This window comes from Pseudomonas sp. GM55 (genome assembly GCF_000282395.1).
Classification (GTDB): Bacteria; Pseudomonadota; Gammaproteobacteria; order Pseudomonadales; family Pseudomonadaceae; genus Aquipseudomonas; species Aquipseudomonas fluorescens_CC.
Window position 1 is genome coordinate 1 of sequence record NZ_AKJJ01000004.1, and the last position, 19,191, is coordinate 19,191.

Annotated in this window: 13 protein-coding genes and 1 pseudogene; 5 read left to right on the forward strand and 9 right to left on the reverse strand. The window is 50.1% G+C overall.

Annotation, left to right across the window (positions count from 1 at the left end; translation table 11 throughout):
* From PMI31_RS01075 to PMI31_RS01085, 3 genes and pseudogenes are all read right to left on the reverse strand, one after another.
* Window positions 1-1,929, reverse strand: a pseudogene (locus tag PMI31_RS01075) (DUF5801 repeats-in-toxin domain-containing protein); the annotation flags it as partial.
* Window positions 1,930-2,417: 488 nt separating this feature from the next.
* The gene (locus PMI31_RS01080) at window positions 2,418-5,123 is read right to left on the reverse strand and encodes an adenosine deaminase (protein ID WP_157213248.1); all 2,706 of its coding nucleotides are present in this window, start codon (window positions 5,121-5,123) and stop codon (window positions 2,418-2,420) included.
* Window positions 5,120-7,849, reverse strand: coding sequence for a hypothetical protein (locus PMI31_RS01085; RefSeq protein WP_008015660.1), 2,730 nt, complete (start codon window positions 7,847-7,849; stop codon window positions 5,120-5,122). The genes PMI31_RS01080 and PMI31_RS01085 overlap by 4 nt, the downstream gene beginning before the upstream one ends.
* A gap of 455 nt (window positions 7,850-8,304) precedes the next feature.
* Between PMI31_RS01085 and PMI31_RS01090 the strand changes: the two genes are divergently transcribed.
* Window positions 8,305-8,595, forward strand: coding sequence for a hypothetical protein (locus tag PMI31_RS01090; RefSeq protein ID WP_008015661.1), 291 nt, complete (start codon window positions 8,305-8,307; stop codon window positions 8,593-8,595).
* Window positions 8,596-9,771: 1,176 nt separating this feature from the next.
* On the opposite strand, the gene PMI31_RS01095 is transcribed toward PMI31_RS01090, so the two are convergent.
* The 3 genes from PMI31_RS01095 to PMI31_RS29570 are packed head-to-tail and all read right to left on the reverse strand — an operon-like array spanning window position 9,772 to window position 15,024.
* Window positions 9,772-10,365, reverse strand: a complete 594-nt coding sequence (locus tag PMI31_RS01095) for a hypothetical protein (protein ID WP_157213249.1) — start codon at window positions 10,363-10,365, stop codon at window positions 9,772-9,774.
* A gap of 49 nt (window positions 10,366-10,414) precedes the next feature.
* Window positions 10,415-13,669, reverse strand: a complete 3,255-nt coding sequence (locus PMI31_RS01100; RefSeq protein WP_008015663.1) for a hypothetical protein — start codon at window positions 13,667-13,669, stop codon at window positions 10,415-10,417.
* Window positions 13,669-15,024: a tyrosine-type recombinase/integrase gene (locus PMI31_RS29570; RefSeq protein WP_081500260.1), complete on the reverse strand. Its 1,356-nt coding sequence runs from the start codon at window positions 15,022-15,024 to the stop codon at window positions 13,669-13,671. Before PMI31_RS29570 ends, PMI31_RS01100 begins: the two co-directional genes overlap by 1 nt.
* Window positions 15,025-16,090: 1,066 nt before the next feature.
* Between PMI31_RS29570 and PMI31_RS01105 the strand changes: the two genes are divergently transcribed.
* Window positions 16,091-16,279, forward strand: coding sequence for a hypothetical protein (locus PMI31_RS01105; protein WP_008015666.1), 189 nt, complete (start codon window positions 16,091-16,093; stop codon window positions 16,277-16,279).
* A 12-nt stretch (window positions 16,280-16,291) separates the two neighbouring features.
* Window positions 16,292-16,702, forward strand: coding sequence for a hypothetical protein (locus PMI31_RS29575; RefSeq protein WP_238539259.1), 411 nt, complete (start codon window positions 16,292-16,294; stop codon window positions 16,700-16,702).
* Window positions 16,703-16,778: 76 nt separating this feature from the next.
* Here the strand turns inward: PMI31_RS29575 and parS are convergent, their stop codons facing one another.
* Window positions 16,779-17,240, reverse strand: a complete 462-nt coding sequence (gene parS / locus PMI31_RS01110; protein ID WP_008015667.1) for a type II RES/Xre toxin-antitoxin system antitoxin — start codon at window positions 17,238-17,240, stop codon at window positions 16,779-16,781.
* A gap of 128 nt (window positions 17,241-17,368) precedes the next feature.
* Between parS and PMI31_RS31755 the strand changes: the two genes are divergently transcribed.
* Window positions 17,369-17,611, forward strand: coding sequence for a type II toxin-antitoxin system PrlF family antitoxin (locus tag PMI31_RS31755; RefSeq protein WP_043302099.1), 243 nt, complete (start codon window positions 17,369-17,371; stop codon window positions 17,609-17,611).
* 152 nt (window positions 17,612-17,763) lie between these two features.
* On the opposite strand, the gene PMI31_RS30620 is transcribed toward PMI31_RS31755, so the two are convergent.
* The gene (locus PMI31_RS30620; protein ID WP_157213250.1) at window positions 17,764-18,009 is read right to left on the reverse strand and encodes a hypothetical protein; all 246 of its coding nucleotides are present in this window, start codon (window positions 18,007-18,009) and stop codon (window positions 17,764-17,766) included.
* A gap of 87 nt (window positions 18,010-18,096) precedes the next feature.
* Here PMI31_RS30620 and PMI31_RS30625 point away from each other — a divergent pair, with 87 nt between their 5' ends.
* Window positions 18,097-18,519 (forward strand): helix-turn-helix domain-containing protein, encoded by a 423-nt coding sequence (locus tag PMI31_RS30625; RefSeq protein ID WP_157213251.1) that lies wholly within the window; start codon window positions 18,097-18,099, stop codon window positions 18,517-18,519.
* Between the two features lie 42 nt (window positions 18,520-18,561).
* Here the strand turns inward: PMI31_RS30625 and PMI31_RS01125 are convergent, their stop codons facing one another.
* The gene (locus PMI31_RS01125) at window positions 18,562-19,170 is read right to left on the reverse strand and encodes a hypothetical protein (RefSeq protein WP_043302104.1); all 609 of its coding nucleotides are present in this window, start codon (window positions 19,168-19,170) and stop codon (window positions 18,562-18,564) included.
* Window positions 19,171-19,191: the final 21 nt, after the last annotated feature.

The following is a 19,191-nucleotide window of genomic DNA, read 5'->3' on the forward strand; positions in this document are numbered from 1 at the left end:
GTCCACCGTCAGCGTCGGCTCCGTGCCAGTGGTGCTGATGCTTGGTCCGTCATCTTCGAAGATGATCCTGGAGCCGATTTCAGTGGTTACCGTGTTGGTCTGCAGCACTTTGAAACCACCGATGTCGAAGTCGGCGTGCGTCTTATCGCCATTCTTGGCGGTCAGCAACCCGGCGTTCTCGATCAGCACGCGGTTGTGGTCGGTCGCCGTGCCGTAGGTGATCTGCGAGTCGGTCGGAATGCCGGTGATCAGCACTGTGCCGTCGGCGTTGTAGGTGATGACAGCGTTGGTGACGGTGGCGCCCAAGAACGTCTTCACGGTGACACTGCCGTTGGTGATCGCGATCTTTTCGCCGTCGTCGTTGGCGTAGCTGTTGATGAAGTTGACGCCGCTCTGCGACCCGCTGACGTTGTCGGCGTTCTTGAAGGCGGTGAGCAAGATTTTCGCGGTCGTGCCACCCGTCTCCTGCACGACCCTGAAGGTTGCAGCGCGGGCGCCGAAGTATTGATTGAAGTCGATGTTCGATTCGACACCCGCTTCGCCTGGGCTCAGGTTGGGGATCGTGACGTCCGCCCTGGCACCGGTGACGAAGCTGAAGCGCAGACCTTCCTGTTCGGTGATCGCCTGGTTATTGGTGCCCAGAGTCGTGTTGCCGCCGCCCTGACTGCTGTTGACCGTGTCGGCGCTGGTGATGGCAGCGCTGCTTGCCGACTGATCCAGCGGATTCCTGCCAGTGACGATGATCGAGACACCGGGAATCCGACCGTTCACATCGGCCGTCGCGCCCTCGGTCGTGAACATCAGGAACAACTGCTGGCCCGACGGCGCCCCAGCCAGACTGAAATTCGAGTCCTCGCTGGTGCCGATGAAGACCTTCTGATCCAGATTGATCGAGTCGTCGGGGGTGCCGGTATCACTGTGAAAGAGCGGCTGGTACAGCACCGTCCAGATCTTGCCGCCCGTGACCGGCGATCCGGTCTCCTCAATATAGGCAGCGAAGACGATCGCGCCGCTGGAGCCCGGGCCTGCTCGACCGAGGAGAACGTTGTTGTTCTCCGTATCGGTATAGAGGTAAATGCTGACACCGTCAGCAGTCTTGCGTCCGCTATCCACCCCATCGAGCAGGGTGCCGTCTGCTTTGGTAAACCGGATATCCGTGATGGCTCCGCCAGCAGAGGGCGCGATCGTGAACGCATTGAGGCCTGTGTTTGAACCGTTGTAACCACTCAATGCGGCGCCAATCAAGGTTTCTGTCGGAGCAGTAGCGGCCAGCAGTGTCGCCAGCCGGCCAGAAAACGCCGTCGGCAAGGTCAATGACGTGTCGTTGTCGTCAGCGTCTCCCCCTGGGCTTGGAGTGGCAGCGCCGTTCTGCAACCCGGCCGTTTCGTCCAGCGTAACGGTCACACCGGTCGCCAGGGCACCCGAACTGCTGTCCGTAAACGACGTTGTCGCCACGACGTCGTCACCAGTGCCGACTACTCCATCGGCGCCCGCAGAGGACGCTGTCAGCAGAAACGTCGCGCCTGCCGAGTCGTCGGGATTCACGTACCACGAGGTGGTGACGCTGCCGTTGACCTGGCCATCGAGATCGCCGGCGCCGCCGTCGGTCACGGACCAGGGCTCGTGTCCCGCGCCGGTGTTGGTAGCGAGCACGTCGTCGGACGTACCCCACACACCATCCGCGCCAGCACCGATGGCGTGGTCCACTTCGAGCGTCACTGTGCTGCCGGCGGCAAAGCCGCTGGCCGTGATGATGGCAGTGCTGCCGGGGGCGTAGTCTTTCAGGTCGGTGGTGACTAGCGGAGTGTAAAGGCGGGATCGATCGCTCACGTAGGTAAAAGTCCAGTCGTGGCTGACGGGTGAAGGATGGTCACCGGCGATATCGGCCAGGTCACTCGTTGACGATGAGGTCTTCTTGCGCATAGTCATGACTTTCTCCTCAGTGGGTCCAGTCATCGGGGGCCGACCGTGGACCATTTTCTGTTCTATTGGTCACAACTATGAACAGGCACAGGAGGCTGCACATCGGCCGATACTCCCAGGCGGGATGGGAGATTCAGACTACTTGGGAGAGGAGATGGAAAGTCACGAAGGTAGAGTTGATGGATTCGATCAATCCAGGTACCTGAATTTGTCGAACTTTATCTACACATCGTGAAAATGAAGCGTTGAAACAGGCGGGGGAGCTGCGATATATGGTGTCCCAGGGCAGGTTCGAACTGCCAACCTTCCCGAGTATCAACGTCAAGCCCTCGTCGGGCCTACGCCTCGGTTGCATTGAGCACAACTCCGAGGCGGCAAAGGCAGCAATCGACTAGCGGACGTTCGCGGAAGGCTTGAAACTAGCCTTTTGGAGGCGTGCAAACGTCTACCACCAGAGTAGGAGCGATTCAAATATCGGAAGGGGTTTTGGTTAGTCAGAAGCGATATCGCTTTGCATCTGTACACATGCTCTGAAGCATGTCTTCGGCGCGTGAGATGTTCATGGCAGCATCTGCGTGGGCGTTCAACGTGCGTAAGAGGTGAGCATATTCCATGCGCAGTCCGGTCGCGAAAATGCCGGGGTCGTCCGAACCTATTACTACGCTGACAGCCTTCCCCGCAGACCTCCTATCGAGGCCTAGCCAGTGCAGAGCATGGTGCTCCTCGTAACTATTGTGGATACTGATTCGCACATTGCTGCTTGGAAGTGTTTCGATTGCAATACAGCGCTCTTGCAGTAGTTGTAGAACGGCGTTCTGAATGGCACGTATGACCTTCGGTCTGAGGACGTCGTTCTTTTGAGAAACAACGAGGTCTTCTCGTGCTCGCTTTAGTTCGTCACTGCTAGCCCCCTTACCGTGACGACGCAAGAAATGCGCGTGGGCTACTGGCGCACGACTGTGAGCTTCTTCGAAACGTCGAACCTCTTCCCGTCGGTTTGGATCTACGTCATCTTGTCTCAGGCCTTGGACGAGCGGATCAAGCGAACGAAGCCGCCAAGCATCTGCCAAGACCTCGGGTGTGATGCGCGGATCGCTCCAGATTCTCATTGACAGCCGATGTATCTCCGCTTCTATCACAGGCAGGCGGTCGGCATATACCCTTGCATGGAGCAGTATTTCCCTGGCAAAGACCAAGTCATCCAGCCGATCCTCGGTCGGCATCACCACATAGCCTTCGGCTGCAGCCCACCAGGCCTTTGGATCTAGCCCCGACGCGGTTCCATGCCCAATGCGACAGCCTGCATCAAGTTCGAGGAAGTACACGGCTTCGGTGATCGCTCTCAGGCCGGAGATAAGGTGAGCAAAATCTTCGCCGGCGTGATATGTGAAACGTCGAATTCCGGCACCCCTCATACGACGGAATACTGGAGCAAACACCTCTGGACCGGCGTGGCGTTCGTTGCTGGCTGCGTCGATCCCACGTATAAGCGTGTCTAGCCCCGTTGTCCGGCGAATCAGTGCGACCAAAGCGCGCGCGCACTGATCGGTCTCTTGCCGCAGTTTCACATCGCGGCACATCGGGCGAAACTTCGGTGCATTGAAGAAGGCATTCCTTTCGTTAGCGTCTGCCCGTTTGATGAAATGGGGGACGAGCCCTAGGCGTAGACGCCTTGCAGAACGCAAAACTCGGCCATTCGTCTGCTTCGAAGTTAAGGAAGCCCCCTCACATCCGTTCTCCAGCCTACGAACGAGGCAAAGCATCTCAGCTAGGGAACCATATCGCCCGACCTCACGAGTGGTGCCAGCTTGGCCTGCTTCGCTCTCGCCGAGGAACTCCAGATAGCCACGCAGTATTCGACCGATCAGCTCGGCAGAGCCGTCTGGATTGGACTTTGGCGCAAATCGTCCTTCGAGGAAATCGACGCCCTTTTGGTGTGCGCGTTCGATCTGACGAAATCGCTCGGCATAATCTTTCTCCGTCGCCTCCCGCAACTCATTAAGGGTGATGTATTGGAACTGATCGAAGCCTTTCTGGTGCACTTGCTGGACTAGTAGACGGCAGAACTGAGCTCTCAACAGGGCGTAGTACCAGAAAACCAGACCAGCGTCGGTCTCCATACCCCCAGCCTCGAAAGCTCTCATAATCGCCACAAGCTGCCAGGCTTCCCTGGCCACCCGTGGAATTTGGTTTGCTGAGATGTGCGGCAAACAGGCTTTTTGCGCACGCCGATAGGCCGCCACCGCTGATTCACTTACATCGGTTTTTAAATTCGCATTCGACACTGGTACAGCATCGCTCAACAGCATCGCCTTTAGTGCGACGGCAGCTTCGACCCGCTGCAACAGCAGATCCGGTGTGAGTTCAGGATCTTCTTGAAGCAGCAAGCGTTCCACGCCATTTCCGATTGATACATGCAAGCCGCTGTCTTTTGCGGTGGTCCTCGCCGTAAGTCCCCCTACCACCTGTTCCGGGCGCTCTAGAGCGTCGCACCAGACCTTTTCGGCCTCAGTCGTGCCATTGAGATGCATGTGGGTTTCGTCCAACCCCTCTGTGCGGCACAGATGGTCAAGGAACGGATCGTCATCCACCGGCAGAGTGGATTCGCACAGCCATCTCCTCATTCGGGTCAAGGCCTGTTGCTGTTCGTCAACGGTTGGCGTCGTCGCGTCAGGTAGAGAAATGCGTTTCGCCATCCAAGCAGAAGTAATCAGCAACGGTGGAAATACAAGCACAAGATCTTGCCAAGGGGCCAGTAATCTGGCCCGCACACGAATTGACCCATCACGCCCCTCGCACAGGAATGTTTCGGCAAGGCACCTCAGCAATTTGGGAAGTGCCTGCTTCAAATCTTCGAAGGGCTTGACGCGCTCTGATTGAGCCTCTCTTGCCATAGAGGGGCTATACATTGAAGCTGCGTTGTCTAATCGCTTTACAATCCGCGCGATTCGGTTTTCGAGGGCTTCATCTGTCAACCGCGGATGCAAGCGTCGCATCTGGCTGAAGCGCCCCAGCGCATGTGCGTTATTTAACCGATCATGGCATTCGCGTGTTATAGACAAACGCGCGCCCCCTATGAATCGCGCGACCTTCGCCGAATGCTCGAATGCACGCAGCAGATCCTGGTTAGTCAACACGGCCTTCGCGTAATCCACCAGTTCCCATGCATCGATCATTTCATCCTTGAGGGGACGGGTCATTTTTTACTTTTCTCTTCGTGGGCATAACGTGGTACCACGTTCAGAACGTCATAAAATCCTTCTAGCTCCACAAAACGTTTCGTAATTGACTTGGGACCAAACTTTATCTGGATTTTCGGCGGGGATAGCCAGCGATCAAAGTCCGGTGGACATTTGAACTCGATAGCTTTTTCCGCCGTCGTGCTTTCCCAGTTTTTTAACGCATGCATAGCGGCGTCTTTCAGTTTGACGGAGGATATACCGCTGCGTTTGAATTCCTCTTTCGGATTGAGAAATGCCCATACCAAAGGGCAGGAGAGAAGAATAACCGCTAGCAAATGGGGGGCTTTGCCAGCCGCTACTTGTCCAAGTGCTTCAACGAAAGGCCGGTCGGTATCTTTGGGGCTTTCTTTACGGCCTGGAAGGTTCGATGTAAGCACAAGTATCCCGTGCAGGATATTGGTGATCTGTCGGTGCAGGATTTCCCCGCTTTTCCAGACAGAGGTGACATTTTCATCCAGCCCCATCAGATCATCATGGATGCGCGCGGCGATGCTCCCCAACATTGAAGGAGAAACGGCAACTGTTCCTGTATGTTCGCGTGAGAAGGCGTGCCAATTTTGCAGGTTGGCATTGAAGCTTTCAAAAGCTTCGCTCTGCTCGGTGGACGGCGCATCTTCGTCGCCTTCAGTTTCTTCACTGTTCGACTCGTCGTCATCCTCTTCTGCTAGCTGCTCATTGTCGTCTGTTGCAGTCGAGCTTCCGAAAGCCGGAACAGTTGAGGTTACGGAATGTGCTGCAAGGTCGCCTATTTCACTAGACATCAGTAGATTGCCAATAACGGCGAAGAGTGAAAGTGCCGAGATTGAGCGAAAGGCTTCACCGCGTGCGCTAAAACGCTTGTAGACGACGAGGTTCAGGACATCACTAAATTTCTCGCATCGCTCTTCTTGAAGGTCGTCGATCGAGAACCACCCCACTCCATTTCGGGCCTGCAGGCTAGCCCCGCCGGCGTCAGAAACCTTGGTGATCCAGTCTAGGGTGACAACGCCGTTATTGGTCTTTTTCACTAGCTCATCGACTGTCAGCTTTGCTTTCACATCTTTTACGCCGTAGATGCGCGGCAAGATGCTTTCCCTTTGGAATTGGCTAGCCAGCCCGACCGAGCCGAAAGAGCTTGCAGGTATTTTTCCTATCTTTTGTTGAAACCGGTCAATGGAACCAATGCGCGCCGCAAGCTCTGGCAGCGGTGGCGACGATTGCGTCCAGAGAAAGCCAAAGACTGCTTCACGGGTTGTCTCATCACTTAGCGCTGGGCGGCGCATCATGGCAATGGGGAGCGCTAGGGCAAACAAGGCCTGGAGCACTCCACCATGACGAGCTTCTAAGCCTTGCGAAAGCGCCAGAGCCAGACAGTGAACCACAATGGCTTTGGTTCGGTCGGCTGGAACACCGAAGCGGAGCAAATCAGGAGCGTCCTTTTGCCTGATCAACCAATTGAAAATTTCCCGCAATGTATAGTCATAGTTGCCCTTGTCAATAAGATCTGTCGGAACGCGCATGGTCCGTAGCCGAGCCTCGAACACCGTCAGAACCGCTTTGCGTCTTTGCTGTTTATTCTCGACAGCAAGCGCTCGCAGGTAGCTGATCACCAGCCGTAAGTGCTCCATCGCAACGAAGTCGAAGAATGGATGGTGTCGATTATTTTTGTCTTCGGCTAGCAGCTCCCGGACTTTCCCACTGGCCCATGGTTTTAGGTCATGTGTTCCATTACTCGCATTCAAAACGATCTGAACATCGTCGTGTTTGCTCTGTATAATGCCACCCAAAGGCAACATTGAGATTCTATTTTGCGGAGGGACGACTTTGAGCAGATATTGCTCTTCCAACTCCAGAACAGCATTTGCGACATTCTGCTTGTCACCCCCAATTATGTCGGGATCCTGCTTCAGGACCTTGTCTCCAAAAGTATCGTAGATGCCGCGACGCAAAAGTCGACCGTATAAGTCCAGATCTCCTGAAAGCAGTAGAACCAAGCGGGGGGAGGTCAGGTATTTTCGAATCGTTTCCAGAATGGCGTGACCATGCGCGAAATTGGTGTCGACATCGTCGAAGGCCACTACGAAGGCCTCTTTTTTAAGAAGTCTTAGCGCTGCTTCGATGTATGCGCCGAGTTTCCGTTCGAATAGCCGTCCTTTCATTGCCTTATTCAGGCCACGGCTCATGACCCAGTTCGCATCTTCCCACTCACTTCCGTAGGCCGAGTTCGATCCGATCCCATCGAGAAGGCCAAGCCCTTCTGCTAATGCCTGCTTCGCCTTGTCCAGTTGGTCATAATTACCTGGTGCATGTGCAGTCGCCGCCTCAATCATCGACAAGATGACGATGATGATATTTTCCTTGGTCTCGATTAGTGTAGGGTCGATCATCGGCAGCACATGGAGTTGCTGCGCGATTAGGCCAGCCTCTTCATCGTTTGCATTATTCAACCGCTGCAGTGCAGTCAGGAGGAACGTCGTTTTACCGCTGCCGCGCCCTCCCTCAATGAGGGCTGCATTATGGGTCCTCGGATAGCTCAATTCGGTTTCTTTGAAATCGGCGAATGATTCCTTAGGAATAGAGCCCAACTGGTGTTGAATCAGATTAGTCAGACGCGAGAAAGCATCCTTCTGCAGAATGTCGCTTGGGTTTTTAAGCCGCTCCATCTCGCTTTTGGAAAGGTCGATTACCAGCTTCTGTTCACCCATTGCCTATGCCCTGCAGAAAAGTAGATAAATAGAAAATTATAAGGCGAATTGGTAGCAAAATGACACCAATGAATGTGTCAGGTTGTGGGCTTGAAGTACGATTCTGCCCTCCCCTGTTTTCGTAGCAGCCCAAGTGTAACTTCTGATCCATCGCTGCCAGTCGTCACTACTCGCCACGAGGCCTAGACTAGAGTGTTTGTGACTCAGTTGGCGGACGGGCGGGGACAAAGGGGGTGGGGAGTGATCTGAGTTTTGGACGTGCTGCCGACCGAGTGCCGTGCCTTTTCTCAATACTGATTAGAGTGATTTAGAGACCCAAAAATGGCCAGTCAACTAGCGAGAACGCGAAAGGAACCTGATACCTCGATCAGCTCAAAGGTTGAGGTGATACAGACGATGCAGTTGGTTTTGACGCCGACACGCAAGCTTAGCCCTGTGCGCAGCAAATTTTCCGAATGATTATGAGTATGCGGCCGGTGACGATGCGGGGGGCCTATGACCTGCAATTGGCGACCGACTTGGCCGAGGTCAATACCCAGATCGAATGGACTCAAGAGGTGTTAGCGGTCGAGGGTGACGTGCTGACTACCTCGTTCGGAACGCCGATCATCAACCTTCGGGCGCCCCATTGCGGCAACCTCAAGCGTCAAGCGGTGACTCTGACGCGTTCGTTGGGGCTAACGGCTGGCCAGCGGCATTTAGGCGATGAGCCGAACCATAAACGTGCAGGCAAGCAAATGGAGTAGCAACAGGCCTCACGCGATGCCGAAGGTGACGCCTTGCTAGCATGACAGCGACAGCACGGGAACCGGGCAAGCTGGTACAGGCAATCGCAAGTCCCGAGATCAGTTAACAGCGGCCGAAACGATGACGATTGACTTGGTGCAATTCCACCCCCAATGGGCCCCGATTCTTTCCCTTGCTTTATCTCCAGTGTTAGCCCGCCCCGAAAACAAACAAGGCCCGCATCACTGCGAGCCTTGATTTTACTGGTGCCACGGATAGGAATCGAACCTACGACCTTCGCGCTACGAGTTAGGCGCGCGGCTGAATCAAGTTTCACCGCCTTCTGTTCGACGCTTAACGTAACCCCTGCGTAACCCCGCCGACCCTATAGAGACAGACGGAACACGCAATCATTTGAACTATATGGTGTCCCAGGGCAGGTTCGAACCCTTATCCGACATTCCCTGGCACCAGTCCCAAGAAAACCCAATAAAATCAATATGTTCCAGTGCACAGTCACTACACATTGAGGTGGAGGGGAAACCTACCAACTCTTTCTAGTCCGACCACAGTGGCCCCACGCAGAAATACGCTTCGCTCACTCAGCTAGGTTCTGTACGAAATGTAAAGCCTTTGATATCTCAGCGTGGCCATTGGGGTGCACCTCTGGTCAGCTTTTCATAGCGAGTACCGATCACCGTCCCTTTTTCATCCAACGAACGACCTGCACGATGTTGCTCCTTTATTAGATTCTCGGTCGAGCAAACAGCGGCAAGACTTGGCTTGGTAAGCGCTTCGCGCTTCACCCCTGCCTCACCGCTTGCCCGCTGCAGGGGTCACAATACGCCAACACCGGCACGGCAACCCTTTTCTGCTAATAACCAGGCACAGCGTCCACGGTATCGACCGGTGTTTCGAGGATACGCACCTGATTAAAATCCGAATGAGCATGCAGCGTCGTTGACCTCCCCCCAACGAGAAAACTTATCGAATGGGTTGTCTTGGCTTTCCCTTCTCTGGGAAGCCGGAGAAGGCTCCAATAATGAGCCCCCCAGTGGAGTCACATTGATGAACGGTTGACCTAGTTGTCAGAGCGCCCTGGAATGTCGAACCGGTTCATAAAACCCAGATAATACGATGAAGCCCCAACCTATTATCACTGCGAGGTCATTACTGATGGGAGTGTAAGCCTGATACTAGAATTCCAAGTCGACACTAAACACATTGGCTAGCTTAGCCTTACGCCAATTTAAGAAAACGGCAATATCTAGCCGAGAGATAGCGACTCTACGAGCCCTTGTAACAAATAGTACATCACCTGTCTGATCATCAAACTTAAAAAGCCCCGTACCGATCAGCACATCGAAAAGAGTGCTTGCCGCCCTACCCATGCCATCAATATCAAAATTATGTACTGCAACAGTCCGCGAATTAGTATCAAAGGATTTTTTTTGATGTTCGATTTTTTTATGAGCACGACCAAGCTTACTAGTGAGATTTGCAATCTCAACACTTTTCGATACGAGCAACCTCCTAGCAACAGGATCCACAACCCCGTTTTCGAGATCTCCGGAATGCATTTTCACTTCAATCAAATATGCATCGAGCAGTGAACGATATTTACCATCAGGCCTTAAAAGTGTAGCACTATTAATTGGCCGATATTTTTTCCCCTCCATGAGAGCCTGCCGCTGCTCTACGGCTCTAATAGTATGACAAATAATCTCGGCCAACTCAGTGATTTTCAACGGTGACGATTTTCTAGCTCGCATTGAACTCAACACGTCCATGACCATTTCCTTCCTAGACCTGACCTTACCCTCCTGCCAGGGTGAAAAGTTACTCGACATCGTCCTCTCCGAGTGAAGTTAATATCAAAGGTATATAGTCATCCAATGCTACACTCTGACCAATCTCCAACCTCTTGGTAAACTCATCAATAGTTATATTATTAACTTGGAGCATCGACTTGACCTGAGTCACTAATAAAGCAGCAGGGTCAGATATCGCCGGCTTAAAAATTTCAGCGATATCCACACTACCGCCTCGCAAGCGCATTTTCAGAAAATTATACCTAGCTCTTACTACTTCAGCCTGCAACTCTGGATATAGACTATTTTCATATAACCTTGAGAAAATGTATTGCATAGATGAGTCATTCATCTCTACTTCGCGCATGCTTTTTTTCATAAGCTGGGGCTGAATAGAAATGAGTTTATTACTTGAGGCAACATCTCGTCGATAACACTCTACCAAATAGTCGCGACTCCAAGTCCAACCTAGAAGATCAGACACAGTTCTTTCAAGCCTCACGTCAACCTGCTCTAACTCAAAGACATTTTCCTCAGAGATAGAATCAGCGTAAGAATGAAGCTCTTCAACCTCCATAGAAAGATTATAAATTTTTACATCTATAGCTGGGATGTTATCAACCCCTTTAACAGAAAAAATGCATAACCCACACCGCTTTTCGAGACCCTCATCGATTATTTCCTGCGTGCACGCATCTCCTTTTGTACATATATGGGTAGAATGATGACTCACTCTACCATCATATTTCTCTGTCAGATCTTTCAAAGCTGAGTTATCTTGAAGCACGGAGATATGTGACATAGTAATACAATTGAAGTCTCGCAATGCCTGAGACGCATCGACATTCAGCGCTTTCCGAAAATTAGAAGTTGGATGCGATGCATCAAGGCGTTCTCCTTTCCATATTCGGACTATATCATTATTGATCTTTTCAGTTACCTCATTGAAATCTTCATCTATGAGAGTCCCATAATAACGAACAGTGCGTACGCCTTGGCCAGTTTTAAACTTTCCAACCTCGCTGTCTTTCATAATCCGCTGCCATACTTTGACTGTGCTGTTGCGTGTATGGTGAGGAGTCATGTCAGTAACAACGCGCACGGGGCAGTACGGAAAATTCACACTCAAAACGACTACATTATTTGGGATTACTATTTGGCCATAACTGAATCCATTAGGCTTAAACTCATAAAACTTCGATACAACCCCGTGCCTCTTAAGAAAAAACTGAAACTCAACTAAAAAAGATAGATACCCTTCCGAATACACAGAATCTGTATATGGATCCCCACTTGAAACAGATTTCGAGAAAAGTGGAAAATAGTCTTCACGTACATTTTCGTGCCTATTCTCGTAGCTTTTCAGCCTGTTAAAAACGGGACTTGAAACCAATTCTCGGATCTTTCTTTGGTAGCGCAAAACGACAATAGTTTGCCCACTGACTATAGTCCGGATAGGTCGCTTCTTTACTTTATCCACCACCACATGCAGCCAATAAGCTTTGTTTAACTCGACCTCCCCAACTACGTATTTATCAAAGTCAGTTGACAACCATTGAATCGATTGATGCCTAAGACCACTTTCAACTGCTGAGATAACATGTACAATAAGATGAGGACTGAAAATGGTTTTACTCCCTTCGCCAGCCAGCGGGATGCTCCAACGCTTAAAAAAACACTGCGGCAGGGCCTCCACTACATACTTACGACCGGAATAATAAAATTCGTTTTTCCACCCTAACGATAGTGCACGTTCCTCCAGGCTTCCATGCATTATATCTGCGTAGTTCTGCTTAAATATATCATCATTAAGAATTTCAAGAGCCAGAAAAACACAATACAGATAATTAATTGCCAAGCTGTACTCAGCCCGCTTGAATGGACGCTTATCTGAATTCGGCAAGCCAGAACCTTCTGGCATGTCAATTTTCAGAAGGTGATTCTTGAACTTCCCTTCTTCATCTTCAAACTTTTTCGCCTCCATCCACTCAAACATTACTCGAAGCTGTTGCAAAGATGCGGATTTCACAGTTGGCGAATCCTTTGCCATACTTTCAATAAAATCCTTTAGAGGCAAAGGCGCGCCAGAATGCTTGGCGATAGGTGCGACAAACTTCAAATCCAATTGAGATATATACTCAGGATAAGAAAAGCCCTCACAACACCCGAACAAAGAAAACCACTTATCTAAATACACAAACAAATATATATTTAAATAACTCAGACCAAATGCACTATGGTTCTCATCCTCATACGCCTTAAGCTCCAAATACGCTTTCTGCACAGCCATCCACCGCATAAGTGCCGGAGTATTATGAAAACTAGAGTGACTCAAAATTGGATTCTGTTTAACCCTGGCAGGCATAAATTGATTCCGCACTAGGAGTCGGCAGTAATCTACAAGCTGGTCATCTGATTCTGATTGGTCAATAATTGGAACAAAATTTATAGCTGTTAACTCGCCCTTACTTCCTGACTTATACTTCATTGGTCTTAATGCATTAAGAGCATGAAATAGTTCATCGTAGCTAAAATTGACCCGCTCGCCGAAAAAGCTGCATACATAGTGAGCAATTGTATGAACAGGTAACTCTGCAGTCAGCCGCTCTTTTTCATAGAAATATTTTTGATGAACCGCCACTAGACTTTCGATAGTCAAATCTTCCGGTTTGACGGCCCCAATAATCCAAAATAACCGCGCACCATACTGTGCGATTCGTTCTCTAACCCTTTGATCAACACCTTGCCAAAAAACGGGAAGATCCACTTTATCTCTTGCAGAGATCGTGAAAGCCATCAACTCGGGGTAATGGTCAAAACCGAACTCAAGAAGTACTGGCGAGTTATTCTTATATTGGTTCGCTTTAAGCAGAGGAGTCAGTAACAAGCACTTATCCTTAAACAACAAAATTAACAAAAGCCATAGTGCCCGCCTCAATGAAACCTTAGTAGCCGGAAGATAATCAACTGAATCCTCGCCCAAAAGCTGTACCACTAGATTTTCTGATGCCCTCAGATCACCCAATAACACATACTCGTAGGCCGCCATCACCCATGAAGTGCCATAAAATCTCTTCCCAGAATTTTTTGAAAATACAAAAAATTTTTTAAATGTATAACGCTTCATGATTGGGCCGGTATTTATAGACTCATAGCTCGAAATAATGGATCCATAAATCTCATCCAAATAATTACTAACGGTTTTTATATTTCTTCGAACTGCGTCATTCAACTCAAAGTCGTTAACTAGCACCACGGGCTTATCTGAAAAATTAACACTCATCAGACCGACCCCAAAACAATATTCTCGTAATACCCATTTACGATGTAAAAATCTTCTGCCGCCATTAGAGCGTCAGATGAGTCAGCATGATTATAGATTTCAGTACTTTCAATATTTATATGCCCTACGTAGCCACTTGTCTTCTCCACCCCCAACCCGCAACCATTTTCTGTTGGGATATCATTGCAAAGATAAGAAATGTACATATGCCGTACATCATGTTGCTTTCCAATGAAAACACCTATTTTCTTTAGATTTGATTTGAATGTCCGAAGAATTGGCGATGGATCGACCAAACAGAAGGGCTTCCCTTTTGTTGCCCCTCTACTAACGCAAAAAAGAAAGTCATGAGTAATATATAACCCGTTACTATCTACACAGGGTAGTTGTGGCGAGGACAATAACGTCTGAAGGCCATTCCAAAACATAGTAGCGAAAGGCTCGATCAGAGTAAGTCGCTGATTGGCTCTACCTTTGAATCTAAGGGAGTTTATTTGAGACATCGACAATCCCATATTTTGGTAAAGCTTTTTCCTGTCCCGAGGATCTACGATATAGACAATCTTATTTTCCACATCGATATCGGAAATGAGTACCTGTAAGGTCTCAGATACACGTGCACCTCCAGCGGCTAACAGAGAATAATAAACCTTATCCCTGATATTTCGCGTTTGCTCTATCACCCGCACAACATCATCTAAATTCAGCTTGAGCTCTCCGACATTCCGCGTTGAGCCACCAACAAAGTACTGAGGTATAAGATTCAGCGCCTTTACACCCACCCCACCAGCTATACATTCCGCAAGATATGAATTAACCCTTCTACTCCCCCATCCTTTTCTTTTGTAATCAAAATCAGATACTTTTGGTACATGCGAAATTAGCGTCGGAGTCGATGCCGCGATCAAACAACCATATTCGTCCAAGCCTACAGTGGCCAAACTTGATTCCACCCACTTCTCAGACAATTGAAAAAATAGTGTCAATGCACTTCGGTGAATTTTCATTGTTGCGGATGACAAAATACTCCAGCCTAAACGCTCAACTAAAATCTGTACAATTTCCAATTCAGATTCTCGTCCAAAACTTAAGGCTTGAAAATATAACTCTACAACTGAATACTTGCTTAATTCGCCAATATCCAATGTAGCCATAACGGCCATACACTCGACGGTAAAGTCTAGATATTTACATACGCATGGAGTGTAAGTCTCTACTGTCCCCACAGGAGCATTACTAGAGAACAGCCGCCTCACATACTCCTCTACACACTCAATAATTTCACCTTCCAATGATTCCAACACATCTATGGACTGACCTGCTATTACGAGTTTTTTATATCTGAAATTTTTCATCTAAAGAGTACTTAACAACCTTGATTATTGAACAGCAGTGCACTTCTTGGAGCGACAATATTTTGCCGCATGTACAAAACGCTTTTTTCGAAGCTACTACAAGATCTTCAAGGCACACAAGGACTTCGTCAAAAATCCAATTTCGTCAATACAACGCAATTAAATTCCTGGTGTCAATTTGTTGATTATCTTAACGAAGCAGTTGCGGCATTACGTCAATACAAGCCATATAACCATTCAAGTTGCGACAGCCATCAATGTAGATATTGGCTTACCAAAAATTGCGTGAAGCCGCTCCCTCCCTGGCTTTCAGAGCCAGCTCAAACAAAAGTATGCGTACAAAGCCTGTCAATATATCTAATATGTTGAGGGAGCTAGAGTTTCCTTTCCCGAAGCACCTTCCTTTGATTTTAGCCTGCACATTCCGATGGCATGCATAAACCACGCCACCAGAACGGAATTTACTAAATCAATGGAAGGCAGATGATTCACCCGACCAGCGTTCAGAGAAATGACATGCATCATCCCTCTTCCCTTCAGTTTTCATCGCGCTAGCTTCAAGAGCCTGATTACTGTGCGTTTACCAATTATGAATATAAATTCCTTAACTTTTAATGAGTGCGACGAACATTGCTTCCATTATCAATGGAGACACTCAGCTGACTGCATAAAACTAACTCAAGAGTGCAGGAGTCAATATAGAATCTACCTGTCAGAATAATTTAACGTAACTCATTTTATAAGACTTTTACCATGACCTATCGATGCTCGGTGAGCCACCATTCAGGCCTAGATACTTCCGTCCAATGAACGCTTGTAGTTCGATCTACTCAACTCAGTACCACAAGGCAGGATGCGACTTGTAGTGCTGCGCTACTAGGTCTAACCGGCGACACTTTTATAGACTGTGGATCCCATGTGGCAAAGGCCGCCTGCTGATGACTTTTACGTGCACGTAGCACGTTGCCTATACCTATCGCCCCGATCAAACCGAACGATATGATGAATGGGCGGAGTACGCAGCATCACGTTTCTATTTCCGACTAAGTAGCGATGGAGACCACACATGCGAAAACCTCCTATGAAAATCATCATCGAAGAATGGGATGGTGACAGCGCGATTCGAAGTCCGGACAAAGCTCTGCAGGAGCTCGAACTGATTGTCGGCGAAGTTGTGTACTTGACAGAAGTATTTGTCGGCAACACGCGCTTCATCACGGATCGAATAGACGAGCTCACAGATGCTTGTGAATAGCGGAAAACAATGATGATTGACGCGAATCGTCTCTGGCAGCGCGAACGCAATCGTCGCTACGCCTTGTGGGATTTAGAAAGGCTGCAGCCTGGATCTGATCGAGCGATTCAGTACCTTGCGATTCTTGATGAAATTGAGCGCCAAGATCGAGATGACCCTATTGGCGATGCAGTCGCCATGTCAGTTGATGAGCTACGAGAATGTGTCCCAGAAACCGAGATCGTGGGAGTCAGCGGATCCCACTTTGTAGTCGTGCTTGACGAACACATACCAGAACCCTGGAAGACTCGTTTCGAAGAGGCGAGTACTGGCTCTACCCGTTTACGGCAGGGCAGCTATGCGAGAGATTGGCGCCGTTTTTTACGACTATGGTCAGCCGAGATGCAGCACCTCGCAGAGCACAGAGATGCGTTAAGAACCTGATGGGGGTATTCGTGAGTCTCGATTGTCAGAGGGCGCCTAGGTGACAGAGCCTATCAATTAGTCCGCCTGACGGATCTCACACTAGAACACCCTTCTCCAACTGGCCTATAAGATCGAAGACAGCTTTCGTTTCCACCCTCGTCCCCAGCATGTCGAGTGGACGCTTCGATCCGAGCCCTCGAACCGGCGAGCTAATCCACTCCGTAGCTGCTGCGACATCGTTTTCGAACAGGGAAAGGGCTTCCTCAAAGACAGCTACCAATGCGACGAGGCGGTCGCTTTCTACTGCGTTGAACCGCCCTGCTTTCGCTCTACGCGCCAACGTCGAAGGTGCTATGCAAATAGCCTTGGAGATGACGCCCCGCTGCACCTGCAGCACGCTCGCTATCCGCTCGAGGCATTCGAAAGGTAGTCCTTCGTGAACCAGGTCATGAAGCATGGTGCCGCGTGACGGCAGCCCGAGGCTCATCCAAATAGTCTGTGATATCCGAGGCCCTGGTTGGTATTCCTTGATCGATGACAGCACTTTCATCTCCATCTGAAAAGCCTCAGGCGAGCCGGGCCAAAGGCCCGAATCAGCGACATACACCTCGGCGACAAGCACCGCTTTACGGCTTACGAAAGCAGAGCATGACAAGAGCTTCAAGCGCGGATAATGTCAGTGCCATGAATGATTCAAATCCTACTCCATCCATATCCACGACCCACTCTCGCAGTGCCTCGGAGCACGCGAGCACCTCAGAGAATGACCAGGAGCTTTCTGGGTTTCTAAAATTGCTGGAGGACGACATTCTGAGTAACCCTGAGAGTCTGATCGCCCTCGATTCAACTGTCCTGGCTCGCCTCGACTCATTAGTCGGCGGTATCGATGTTGACATCAACTCCCCGCTTTCAGCGGATGAAGAGTGAACGATGCCCTCTGACAGATACTCACGCAGATGACTGAGCACTGGCTACACCCCATCATTCCCACATCGATTCCTACATCGACTCTGGCCCGAGCAGATGAGCTTGTAAGGAAGACTGCGTTCCTCGCTGGCATGGTCGCGCCAGAGACAGCTTCATGCTTGAGTGAGCGGCTTGAAGTCACCAACGCTCATTACTCGAGCGTGATTGATGGGGTCATTTGTGAGCCAGAGATTCTGGAACGTGTGTTCATACTTGAGCACCATCAGAGCGCCTTTGGCGAAATCCCAGAGCATCGTCGACGCATCGTGGCGGTCTTGTGTATGCACTACCAGCTTCTCCATAGGCGAACACCCCGTAATGGCATAGGGGCTTTTGCGCGGGCGCTTACGTTCGAGCATTTCGCACTACTTGGACTTCACCCACACCTGTGGTCGCTTTCGCGGGGCCTGGCTCGAAGGCTCGACGAGTATCAGTCTGCTACAGGTATGAATGATCCCATGCAGACAGATGGGCTTGAGGGTGCTCAACAATCCACAGACAGAGAGCAACTCGCTTTCATCGAGTTCATGCTTGATGTCTGCCATGACGAAGTGGACTACATTACTACCGCTCTGAGTCGTCACCAACTTCGTAAGTCCATGGCCCATGCGTACAGAACAAACTCGCAATTGACCGAAGCAGGCATCACCCCAGAAACGATGCCGGCGCTCCTAGCGCTGTTAATCCAAGGCTCACTACCTCCCGCCGAATTCGTAACCTTCACCGACCTGCCACGTGCAGCAGCGAACGATCAACTCAACCGGCTACTCAACCTTGGCATAGTGGTGGGCCCGCCATCTAACTTTCATAGACTGAGGGTAGGCTTACCGGCCTGGATTGCACTCGATCTCCTTCCTAATTTCCATTAGGCATGCTGGCGGTGCGCGCTGCCTAGTTAGGATCCTCTTGGGCTACCTACCTTTCAAACAGAGTTCCGCCGGATGGAAACCAGCCATCGGCCTGCAGCTTTTGCTTGTTGTCTCCAAGGTATCCAAGGGCTCGCGCCCCTGGGCCTCCATCAAAGCGTTAGAAAGCCACACTGCGTCGTCCATGCTGAACGAATGGGACGTGAAATCGAAAACCAGCTCTACTCCACCCTCATCATCCGTGTAGACCCTCACCTGCTCAGTTTTGTCGTTCTCATCCACCGCAAGCTCAACAACATAGACTTCATCTTCTGTCTCGTGGCAGTTAAACCTGCCATTGGCGCAGTAATTCCACTCTCCGGACACTCTTTTACGATATGTCCTTTCAAGCATACATTCGCGATCTGCTGGCGTTGGCACAAACCCTGCGAGATTTCCTACGGTAATGAGCACAGCATCGTAAAGACAGCGCGCGATATCCTCTGCTACAGCATCGACGAACCTGATAGACATTAGGTCTAAATTAACACTGACGTAGTAATCTCCCTGTCTTGATACCTGGCACGAATATTTTTCGTCATCCTCACGCCCTAGCCAACATACAAATTCGCGCTCGGCAAAAAACTCTGCTGGTTGCACCTGAGCTTTATTCATAAACGCCACCGTCACTATGTT